The sequence below is a fragment of the Bacillus sanguinis genome, from assembly GCF_018332475.1.
Classification (GTDB): Bacteria; Bacillota; Bacilli; order Bacillales; family Bacillaceae_G; genus Bacillus_A; species Bacillus_A sanguinis.
The window spans coordinates 1-11674 of record NZ_BOQB01000213.1; the positions used below are offsets into that span (position 1 = coordinate 1).

11 protein-coding genes and 1 pseudogene are annotated in these 11674 nt (G+C 35.7%); 1 reads left to right on the forward strand and 11 read right to left on the reverse strand.

The annotated features are described in order from the left end of the window. The 10 genes from yodN to KI369_RS21140 all read right to left on the reverse strand — a co-directional run. The coding region (yodN, locus tag KI369_RS21095) for a germination protein YodN (protein WP_212957266.1) at window positions 1–554 on the reverse strand (554 nt) is incomplete at its 3' end. A gap of 188 nt (window positions 555–742) precedes the next feature. Then, the gene (locus KI369_RS21100) at window positions 743–958 is read right to left on the reverse strand and encodes a YozE family protein (protein ID WP_000750725.1); all 216 of its coding nucleotides are present in this window, start codon (window positions 956–958) and stop codon (window positions 743–745) included. 72 nt (window positions 959–1030) lie between these two features. After that, window positions 1031–1303, reverse strand: a complete 273-nt coding sequence (locus KI369_RS21105) for a YokU family protein (RefSeq protein ID WP_000995761.1) — start codon at window positions 1301–1303, stop codon at window positions 1031–1033. Next, a complete protein-coding gene (gene kamA / locus KI369_RS21110) occupies window positions 1300–2721 on the reverse strand; it encodes a lysine 2,3-aminomutase (RefSeq protein ID WP_212957267.1) in 1422 nt (473 codons plus the stop codon). The genes KI369_RS21105 and kamA overlap by 4 nt, the downstream gene beginning before the upstream one ends. 210 nt (window positions 2722–2931) lie before the next feature. Then, window positions 2932–4317, reverse strand: coding sequence for a sigma-54 interaction domain-containing protein (gene rocR, locus KI369_RS21115; protein ID WP_212957268.1), 1386 nt, complete (start codon window positions 4315–4317; stop codon window positions 2932–2934). Window positions 4318–4400: 83 nt separating this feature from the next. After that, entirely contained in the window at window positions 4401–5246 is an 846-nt protein-coding gene (gene ablB / locus KI369_RS21120) for a putative beta-lysine N-acetyltransferase (RefSeq protein ID WP_212957269.1), read from the reverse strand. Next, window positions 5243–6511 (reverse strand): peptidase, encoded by a 1269-nt coding sequence (locus KI369_RS21125; RefSeq protein WP_212957270.1) that lies wholly within the window; start codon window positions 6509–6511, stop codon window positions 5243–5245. Before KI369_RS21125 ends, ablB begins: the two co-directional genes overlap by 4 nt. 15 nt (window positions 6512–6526) lie before the next feature. Continuing rightward, window positions 6527–7189, reverse strand: a complete 663-nt coding sequence (locus KI369_RS21130; protein WP_212957271.1) for a CoA transferase subunit B — start codon at window positions 7187–7189, stop codon at window positions 6527–6529. Beyond that, the gene (gene atoD / locus KI369_RS21135) at window positions 7174–7872 is read right to left on the reverse strand and encodes a CoA transferase subunit A (protein ID WP_212957272.1); all 699 of its coding nucleotides are present in this window, start codon (window positions 7870–7872) and stop codon (window positions 7174–7176) included. The genes KI369_RS21130 and atoD overlap by 16 nt, the downstream gene beginning before the upstream one ends. Continuing rightward, complete coding sequence (locus tag KI369_RS21140) at window positions 7869–9179, reverse strand: aspartate aminotransferase family protein (RefSeq protein ID WP_001205901.1); 1311 nt, start codon at window positions 9177–9179, stop codon at window positions 7869–7871. The genes atoD and KI369_RS21140 overlap by 4 nt, the downstream gene beginning before the upstream one ends. 1002 nt (window positions 9180–10181) lie before the next feature. Between KI369_RS21140 and KI369_RS21145 the strand changes: the two genes are divergently transcribed. After that, the gene (locus KI369_RS21145; RefSeq protein WP_212957273.1) at window positions 10182–10931 is read left to right on the forward strand and encodes a DUF4397 domain-containing protein; all 750 of its coding nucleotides are present in this window, start codon (window positions 10182–10184) and stop codon (window positions 10929–10931) included. Window positions 10932–10964: 33 nt separating this feature from the next. Here the strand turns inward: KI369_RS21145 and KI369_RS21150 are convergent. Next, window positions 10965–11674, reverse strand: a pseudogene (locus KI369_RS21150) (BA2291 family sporulation histidine kinase); the annotation flags it as partial.

Consider the following 11674-nt stretch of genomic DNA (forward strand, 5'->3'; position numbering starts at 1 on the left):
TCAAGTAATCCATCAATGATTTCTTGACGATTTGTCTTAACACTCACTTTTTTTGAGTTGTTAATTGACTTTAATTTTCCTAAATCTAATTTATTCATGCCAGCTTTATCTTGTTTCATTTTCTTCAAAATAGCATTTGCCGTTTGAGCATTGGCAAGTAACGTTAAATCTGACTCATCCGCTTCTAACCATTCACCATCCGTAATTCGTGACAATTCGTATATTGTATCTTCCCATGCGTCATTTTTATATCTCCATACTTCTGTACGAAAACCAACAATTCGAAACACATCTTTATCGTATCCTGTTACTTGCACGAGATCACCGAATGTGAAATTATAATTTAATTCAATCCATTCAGTTTCACCTTTTTTCATATCTTGCTCTGAAACGTGCTGTAACGTTTGCTCAACGTAAAAACCATCGTGATTATTGACTTCGTATACGTAAACTCCATCTAAAACCTTCATATTTGTGATTTTACCAACGGTTCCATATAGCGTAATCACGACTATGTCCCCTACGTTATATTTAGGTTGCTTTTTCCTTGCCATCTATATCTCTCCTTTTTTTGACGTCGTGATTTTGATAACAGTATATGCAACCTACATAAAAACGCTTATCACAGAAGCGTATATTCATAAATTTTTTCAATAAAAAATATCACCATATGAAAATTTATTTACAACGTAAAAAAAGCTAGCAAATAGACTAGCTTCTCTTCAGAAATTCCATATAGTTTTTATCTCTCTTGTATGTATAAATCCCAAGCTTCATCAAATATAGACATACTTTCTAGCATTCCACTTAATTCTAAGTATGAACTAATTTCATCATAGTCTTCAGATTGCTTCGGAAAACTTAAATCATCATACATTGCCTCTGCTAAATTCGATATTTCATTACTAAATAAAGCTGCACGATGCTTCATCATATAGTGGTAAAATGTCTTTTTCAAAAATATTCCCTACCTTTCTAACTTGGATACATTATACAAGGCAAAATAGAAAAAAACCAGCATAAAAGCTGGTTAAAAGTCGAAATAATTTCTTTTTAATAGACGTGGTCTTCCCATTAATTCTTCATACGTTAGTTGTTTTGGTAAATCTTTCGTATAAATTAGAAACAATTGGTCTTCTATTTCTTTCACTGTTTGATCTGCTTGATAGTCCATACCACATGAGGAACAAGAAATACATGGTGTCTCTTGGATTTCAATGGCTTTCGTACCATCTGGTAATTCCCAATATACAGTATTCAAGCTTTCTTTCGCTTCTGTACTGTCACACCACATACAATTCATACTGCATCACCCTCAGTTTTTTTGTCGTTTTCTTCTAATTTAGCCATTTGTGCTTGATATTTTTTATCTTTTAATTGGTCGCGCTTATCACGTTTATCTTTTAATGATGCATGCGTTTCATTATCTTCATAGTCTTTACGACGGCTCATACGCTGTAAGTCGTCTGGAACGAGGTTAAATTTCTTATCACTCATAAGGCCCGCGATACCAACATCTGAACGTTTTTCTTCGTAGTTCGGATAGATTTCTTTAAAGTACCCTTCTGCTCTTCCAGGAATGTAGCTTTCTGGCTCTGGATACGTTGTAATAACACCTTCAAAGTTACGAAGTACAACTTTATCTGCACTTTGTGAGATTAAATAGTTTGGCTGAAGCGCAATCTTACCGCCTCCTCCTGGTGCATCAACAACGAATGTTGGTACTGCATAACCAGACGTATGTCCACGTAAACCTTCAATAATTTCAAGACCTTTAGATACTGGTGCACGGAAGTGACCAATACCTTCAGATAAATCACATTGATAAATGTAGTATGGACGTACACGGATTTTTACTAAGTCATGCATAAGTTTCTTCATAATTGGCACGCTGTCGTTAATACCAGCTAAAATTACTGCTTGGTTTCCGACTGGAACACCAGCATTCGCTAGCATTTCACATGCCTTTTTCGACTCTTCAGTAATTTCAATAGAAGTATTGAAATGTGTATTTAACCATACTGGATGGTATTTTTTAATAATGTTACATAAGTTTTCTGTAATACGCTGCGGGAATACTACCGGCGCTCTCGTTCCGATACGAATAATCTCGACATGCGGAATCTCTCGTAAATTTTTTAATACATATTCTAAAATTTTATCGTTAATAAGAAGTCCGTCACCACCAGAGATTAATACATCTCGTACTTGTGGTGTATCACGAATGTAACCAATTGCATCATCTAATTGTTTCTTTGGCACACCCATTCCAATTTGTCCACTAAAACGACGGCGTGTACAGTAACGACAATACATAGAACATTGATTCGTTACTAAGAATAATACGCGGTCAGGATAACGATGTGTTAGCCCTGGAACTGGTGAATCTTCATCTTCATGAAGCGGATCTTCTAAATCATATTTTGTTTTATATAACTCTTCCGAAATCGGTACAGATTGCATCCGAATCGGACAGCGTGGATCATCAGGATTCATTAACCAAGCATAGTACGGTGTAATATTTAACGGGATCGTTTTTGTTGAAATTTTAACGCCTTCTTCTTCTTCAGGTGTTAAATTAATCACTTTCTTTAAATCATCCAAAGTTTTGATCGTATTCGTTAATTGCCAAACCCAATCATTCCATTGTTCTTCAGTAACATCCTTCCACAACTCGATATCCTTCCAGTGACGATTTGGTTTGTATACATCATGTAACATTGCTATTCCCCCTTTTTATACGCTCATCCTTTATATAAGCAATAGTTATGCCAACTTTAGATTATTGATTAGTAAATGTACGGAGAACGCTATTACACAAGCGAAAAAATATTTTTAAGCACTGTATGAAATCCATACATACTATCATATTCATTACTTTTTATATATGTAAACACTCTTTCATTAGTGCAAACACACAAAAACCGCCAATTATTCGGCGGTTTTGTCGTACTTACTCAGTTTATATTGAAGCGTCTGACGAGGGATACCTAACATTTTTGCAGCTTGTAATATATTCCCTTCCGTTTCATTTAACGCTTGATCTATTAATTCTTTTTCCGTTTGATGAAGTGCTTCTCTAAGTGGCAATATACTCTTCTTCTTCGGAAGATTCTCTTTCCGAAATGTACGTGGCAAACAATTGGCTGTTAACGTATTCCCTTCTGCAATTATGACAGCATGTTCAATTGTATGTTTTAGTTCCCGAACATTTCCAGGCCATTGGTAAGCTTGTAATCTTTCTTCCGCTTCCTTATCCATTTGAAGTACACCTTTTTTATAACTTTTATTATATTCTTTCAAAAAATAAGACGCTAATAATAATACATCCTCAGTTCTTTCACGGAGCGGCGGAATATATAATGAAAAGACATTTAATCGATAGTATAAATCAGTGCGAATTTTATTCTCTTTTAAACATATTTCTGGCGGCTGATTCATTGCGGTAATTACGCGAACATCTACTTTTCTCGTCTTATTATCACCAATACGACGAATAACACCATCTTCTAATACACGTAGCATTTTCGCTTGTAAATCGAGCGGCATTGAATTCAGTTCATCTAAAAACAATGTCCCTCCATCTACAAGTTCAAATAATCCCGCTCGTTCAATTGCCCCAGTATAGCTACCTTTCGTTGTTCCAAACAATAAACTTTCTAATAGAGACTCTGGCAAAGCTGCACAGTTTTGTGCAATAAACGGCTTGTTCTTCCGTTTAGAAGCTTCATGAATCGCTTGTACAAATAACTCTTTCCCCGTTCCTGTTTCCCCATATATTAAAACATTCGCATCAGTTGGGGCTACTTTTTGTGCTAATTCTTTCGTCTGTTTAAACCGAGCATCATTTGTCACGATCGTCTCAAATGCAACATGCTTTTTGATCGCTTTTTTTCTAGATGACCGCTTTATTTTCGACTGCAAATCAACTATTGTATCCGTAAGCTTTTGTACTGTGGAATAATCTTTTGCAATTTCAACAGCTCCAGCAATATTTCCATCTATAAAAATAGGTAACGTCGTATTTACTGTACAAATGTCTTCTCCATTTAAATTTTGATAATGCTGTACTTGATGAACGATTGGTTTTTTTGTATCTAACACTTTCATCAATGTACTTGTTTCCCTAGATAAAGAAGGGAACGCTTCTAACAAATGTTTACCTAACACTTTTTCAATTTTTGATCCATCGTGTTTTGCAGCTACAGTATTATAGAAAATTGTAATACCATTTTCATCTACTGCGTGTATAGCCTCATCAATACTGCCCAAAATCGCTTCAATGACTTCTTGTGTCGAAACTGCTAGCAATGTCATCCCCCCTCTTGCCGAAAATTCAGCAAATATCGTGCTGAATTTTCGGCATACCTATGTGCGATTATAAGCATGACGATTCCGTTCTATTTAGACAAATCTTTCACCCATATATTCATATCTTCCAACTTATCAAAAATGTAGCAATTGTTCGCCAGTCGCCCTGAATACGTATAACCTAACTGATGAAAAGCCGCATTCATTCCGAAAGAAAGCGATCGAGCAATTGTATAAGAGCAGAAAATCGATCTTTCTTGTAGTTCTTCTTCTAACTGAATTAATAAGCTTTTCATAAACCCATGTTTACGATATTCGGGCAAAGTAGCACAATTCGTTAATTCTGCATTTCCTTCTTTTATATTCATTTCTGCAGATGCTGTACTAATTATTTTCCCCTCGAATTCATACACATAGTATATTGTATCGTCTTCTTTCATCGTTTGTTTTACATAACTCGCTTCGTTTAAAGGAGTCGGATACACTTCAAATACTTTCCCAAATACAGTTGCTAATTCTTCTGCATCCTCTTCTGTCGCTTTTCTTAATAAAAATTTCTCTGGGACTATTTTTTCCTTTACTTCTTTTGCTTTTACACCGCTTAGGATGGTATCCTCCTCAGCCCAATGTATACTATTTCGTCTTTCATCATTATTAAATTTCACGAAAAAGTATGCATCGTGACCTTCGAAATAATGTGGTATTGTTGCTTCCAATAAAAAACCGAAAGAGAGCCATGTTGAAACATGCTCTCCCTTTCCTTTGACAATACATTTAGTGAAAGAATGTTTCTCTGCTAATTCATCAATTGTTTGGATAATCCTCTCAACATTTCCTGTGTAGTGGTCTACTCGAATACGTTTATTAAAATAGTCCAAAACTCCTTCTACTGTATAGCCGTTCGTCTGCTCTCTAAAAGATTCATAGTATTTCATTTTTTCACCTCACACCAATCTAGTAATGTACATGCAATAATTTTCGCGGCAGCTATCATTTTATCAACTTCTATATATTCGTTTGGATAATGTGCTACTTTCGTTTCTCCTGGGCCAAATACTATCGTTGGTACACCTGCGATTTGTGTAAATAAACCTCCATCAGTCCCCCACGGAGATGCTTCAATAATTGGTGTGTTCCCTTCAATTTCAACAAAGTTATGACCGAGAGTTGTAATTAACTCATGATTTTCTTCTAATTCACCAGGAACCCATCTCGCACCAAACCATTCTACTTCTACAGGATTTTCAACAAACCAATTGTCCACATCATTTAATTCAGCGATCCAATTCTCAAACTCTTCTTTTGCCGCCTCTATAGTCTCATTCGGCGCAATACCGCATCTTCCTTCTAAAATTAACGAATCAGGAACAGAACTTGGCCAGCTCCCGCCTTCAATTTTCCCAATATTAATTGGAATTGGAATCGGGATTCCTTTAAATAATGGGTCTGTAATTCGGTCATTTCTCTTCTGTTCTAGCTTTCTCAAATGGTCTACAACAAACATACTTTTTTCAATTGCACTTACCCCTTCATAACGTGTTCCACCGTGTGCTGCTTTTCCTTTCACATGTAGACGAAACCACATAGACCCCTGTTGTTTCGGGAAAAACTTCATATTTGTTGGTTCTGGAATAATAACACCATCCGCTTTATATCCTCGTAATATAGTCGCTAATGTTCCTGCCCCGCCGCTTTCTTCTTCTATTACACTTTGAAAATAAATATCTCCTTTTAATTCAATACGAGATTCAATAATCGCTTCCATCGCAAGCATAAGTGCGACATTGCCGCCTTTCATATCCGTTGTCCCACGGCCATATATACGATTTCCTATTTTCTCACCACTATAAGGATGATGGTCCCACTGATTCACATCTCCTTCTGGTACAACATCAATATGCCCATTTAATATCATAGATTTCCCGTCGCCGCTTCCTTTTAAAGTTGCTACAATGTTCGGGCTATCTGAAAAACTTGTACGCGGTGATACAAAATATGGATGATCTTTCATTTTAGAAAATGAAGGTTCCCAAATATCAAGTTCTAAACCTAACTCACGTAATTTTTCAATTACAATGGCCTGCGCACCACTTTCATCACCAGATACGCTCTTTTCTTGAATTAATCGTTTTAAAAATTTTACGCTTTCCTCTTCATGACTTTCAATGTAATCACAAATTTGTTTTTTTAATTGCTCCATATATTACATCTCCCCTCATTCAATTACTAGTAAGTTAGAGCCAATTTCAAAATCAGCTTTTGTATGTTGTTTTATATCTTCCACTGTGTATGGACTCATTAATTCTTGTAAAATGAGTCCACCCTGCGTCACTTCCATAACTGCCATATCTGTAATAATTAAATCTACACATTTCTTTGAAGTTAACGGTAATGTACACTCCGAAACAATCTTTGCATTTCCGTATTTATCGACATGATTCATTACAACAACGACCCGCTTCGCTTTTTGTGCCAAATCCATCGCTCCCCCAATACCTGGAACGCGTTTTCCTGGAACAATCCAGTTCGCTAAATCACCATTCTTACTCACTTGTAATGAACCGAGAATCGTAATATCTAGTAAACCTTTTCGAATCATCCCAAACGCTGTGCAACTATCAAAATAACTCGCTCCAGTAATAAGAGAAGTCGGTAAACCTGCTGCGTTACATAAGTTTTCGTCTTCATTCCCTTTGCTTGGCGTAGGTCCCATACCTACAATTCCATTTTCCGCATGAAACATAACGTTTATATCGTCAGGAAGATGATTCGGTACGAGCGACGGTATACCGATACCTAAATTTACAATCATACCATTTTGTATTTCTTTCGCCGCGCGCCTAGCAATCTTATCTCTCACTTCTACGCCCATACCCATTTCCAATTCACTCCTTCCGACGGTACGATATAATTTACAAATACTCCTGGAACAACAATTTCTTCTGGATCTAAACTTCCAAGTGGAACGATTTCTTCTGCTTCTACAATCGTTATATCCCCTGCCATTGCTACGTGAGGATTCATATTACGAGCGCTTTTATCAAATACAAGATTACCAAATGGATCCGCTTTTTTCGCATATACAATCGCAACCTCAGCAGTTAATGCTGTTTCAACTAAATATGTCTTACCATTCATTTCAACAGTACGTTTTCCTTCTTCTACAATTGTATCAACACCTACATCAACTAATACGCCACCAAGCCCTACACCACCAGCGCGAATACGCTCTGCTAAAGTTCCTTGGGGAGAAAACTCGATTTGTAACCTTCCTTCGTTTAACTGTCTTCCTGCATTTGGATTTGAACCAATATGAGAAGTAATTAATGATTTTACTCTTTCATTCGTAACGAGACGACCGATTCCTACATCGGGAAATCCCGTGTCATTCCCTATTAAATTTAAATTAGTAACTCCTTTTTCTAAAATCGCCTGTATTAAAGATGGAGGGGATCCAATCCCCCCAAATCCCCCAAACATTAATGTCATATCATCGTGGAACAAAGAAATTACTTCATCTATCTCTTTTAATTTACCGAATGTATTTGTAATAGTTGTCATGCGATACTATGCCCTCCTTTTTGCATCATTTCTTCTACACTTTTTGCAAAAATTGAAAGTAATTCATCTAACTCGGAATATGTAGTTGTCATTGGCGGTGCTACAAGCAGTGCACTATCTTCTTTTCCTGCTTGCCCTGAAACAGCTTGGTATAAAAGAAGTCCATTTTTAGCTGCAACCGAAATAAGTTCAGACGCTTTTGTAAACGGTTGCAATTCTACTCCAATCAGCAATCCTTTTCCGCGCACATCAGCAATGATTGTTGATTGTTGCTGAACTTTCTGTAATCCTTTTATTAAATACTCTCCTTTTTCTGCTGTTTTCTCAGGTAGATTATGTTTCTCCATATATTCAATAACAGCTAGAGCTGTTGCTGCAGATAATGGATTTGCACTTAACGTATGCCCACTCATAACAGAACGTGATCCTCGTAAAATCGGCTCCATTACACGGTCACTTACAACCGTCGCTGCCATTGGTGTATATCCAGCTCCTAAACCTTTACCAAGTGTCATAATATCTGGTTCTACACCCCAATGCTCCATTGCAAACCAAGCACCAGTACGACCTAGCCCAGTCATTACTTCATCTGCAATAAATAAAATATCATAATGACTACAAATATCTTTAATAACTTTATAATATTCTTTCGGCGGAACAACTGCGCCTCCAGCTGCTCCGATAATCGGTTCAGCGATAAAAGCTGCAATATGTTCTGCTCCAATTCTTTCAATTGATCTTTCTAGTTCAGTCGCACAAGCAAGTTGACAAGTTGGATATACCTTTTGCACTGGACATCTAAAACAATATGGAGCCGGAATAGTTGGATAATCTTCTAAAATTGACACGAAACGTTGTCTGCGCAAAGGATGTCCAGACATTGATAAAGCTCCCATCGTAATACCGTGATAGCTCATCCATCGTGACATAATTTTGTGTTTACCTTGAATACCTCGCTCTTGAAAATGCTGAATTGCGATTTTCATAGCTGTTTCATTTGCTTCTGTACCACTATTCACAAAAAAGCTCCAGTTCAAATCCCCTACACTTAAATCACTTAACTTCTTCGCCAATTTTTCAGCTGGCTCACTCGTAAACTGTGATCTATAAACGAAAGCAATCTCCTCTGCTTGCTTTTTAATAACATCTGCAATCTCCTGTACACCATGCCCAATACCTGCCGTAATTGCTCCTGACGAACCATCAAAATATTTATTACCGTTCTGATCATACAAATAAACACCTTTTCCATGTGAAATCATTGGATACGGCTGACCAACAAGTGGTTTAATTAAGTAATCGCGCATAGCGCTCCCCCATTTCTCCAATTTGTATATATATATGAAGAAAATTGACGTTTCTTTCATAAAAAAGAACCCTCTGCGAAAGCAGTGATTTTATCAAAAAACTATTATAAAATATACAAATGAGTGCTAAATATTATTTTAAAAACAGAAAATTCAGAACTTAAAACGAAGACTCCCCCTTATCTATACGCTCAAATAACCCTCCTTTATATAAAATTAACGCTTCACTAAATATTTTTCTAACATAATGCCAGCTTCCCTCAAACGCCGACATTGTGTAAACTTCGACGAAACTCCCTTTAAACTCCTTCCTGTTCTCCTACTTTATATCGCATATTTTCAAACAAATCTCGACAATTAATCCTACTAAATGCATAGCAATTATTTTTATAGAAACCAATATTCCACATACATTCTCCTTTATTTTATACAATAAAAAAAGAACCGATTAACCACATTAATCAGTTCGGCACGACGCTCTTTTATTGGTTAATACCGTCACTTGCTAACGTAAATAGAAAAAATAATGTTACAAATTTAATATTCATCCTACAACCTAAAGCACAAACTCATCCATAACTCCATTCACAATTCCTTTCGGGATATCCCTATCCCAAGATTTCATTCCTTTCCACATTTTCAAACTACCTTTCCTTTATAATTTATGTAGGACAATTATCACTTTGTATGTGTATTTGCCCATAATTAAAAAAATCCCTAGTTTTCTAAGGATTTTGAGACATGTTTTCGATATGTCAATTGATACGTTCTTAAGTTTTTTTATTTCGAAATACACATTGTAATCGTTACATCATCACCCAATAAGGATGATCAATTGCTGTTTCCTCTAGAAATATATAACGCTCGTTCGCCTAAACGACACTTCTCCATAAGCATTACTTTTTATTCACTTGCAACTTTCCTCTTTTAAAAAACAATTTTTTCGCATAACCTCTTTCTTGCTATGCATATAGTTTTAATGATGACAAAGGAGGAATGTTCATGTCTCAATCTGAAATCGAAAAATATGGACAAGAAGCTGCACGTTACGAACAGCTCGCACGTTACTATCAATTTCATAATCCAAAAAAATATGTAGAACTATATATGAAATACTACGATGCGCTTACGAAACTTGTACAGGCTTATGAAAAAAGAGATTCACAAGAAGCTGCTTTACCGTCACACATACGTTTTTTTCACTCTGCTTCCAATACACCTACGGTTGACATTTTAGTAAACGGGCAAAAAGTTATTAAAAACATTTCTTTTAAACAATTTAGTCCCTATTTAACATTAGTGCAAGGTAAATACCGTATAGATATTGTCCCTGTCGGAAATGAAACTCCCATTTTTTCAGCTTTAGTACCAATAATGGGGAATCATACTTATACTTTTGCCGCAATAAATAGTGACAATCATCTACAATTACAACCTATGCTTGATAATACACATTTACCAACTGGTCAAGCAAAAATACGTTTTGCACATTTTTCTCCAGATACCCCTGTTGTAAATGTAGATTTAAAAGGTGGAGATCATTTATTTGAAAATGTTCTCTTTAAACAAATAACAGATTTTTTAGAAGTTAGCCCTGGTACAGCAGATATTGAAGTTTTACTCGCAGATAATGCAAGTGTCTTGCTAACTATACCGAATTTCAAAGTCGAACCGAACATCATTTATACCATTTCAATTTTAGGTTATTCAACGAAAGATCCTAAATTAGAAGCCGTTATCCTTACAAATTAAAGCAGTCTACACCATTCATTTGGTGTAGACTGTTTATTTTTGAAATACAATTTGAAATTCTGTCCATTCGTTATCTGAACGGCACATGATGGACCCATTATGCTTTTCTACAATTTGTTTACACACAAATAATCCAATACCAGTTCCTAACTTTTTAGTAGTTACAAACGGTTCAAAAATCGTTTCTACATTTTCAGCTGGAATCATTGGCCCATTATTTTTTATCACAATTCGAATCGATTGATCTTCTTCAAATACATCAATGATAATTTTCCGTTCTTCTTTCATTGATTCAAGAGCGTCAATTGAGTTCATTAATATATTTAAAAATACTTGTCTCACTTCACTCCGATAACCAGTAAGCGGAATGGGATACGGCAAATTCTTTTCAATTGAAACATTTGCATTGACCAAACTCGGATATAAGAACTGTATGATATCTTGAAACAAATCATTAAGCCAAAATCGTTCTGATTCATTCCACATTTCTTTTTTCGATACGAGTAAAAATTGTGAAATACGAAAATTTAATTGGTCTAATTCATGCGAAATAATATCTAAATACGATAAACTAGGATGATCTGCCTTTAATAATTTGACAAATCCCATTATTGATGTAAGTGGATTACGAAATTCATGGACAAAACTAGCTGACATTTGCCCTAAAATCGTCAGCCTTTCTTTATGTGTTTCGTTAATATATTGCTGTTTTTCCTCTAAATTTTTTGATATAATTTCCGAGT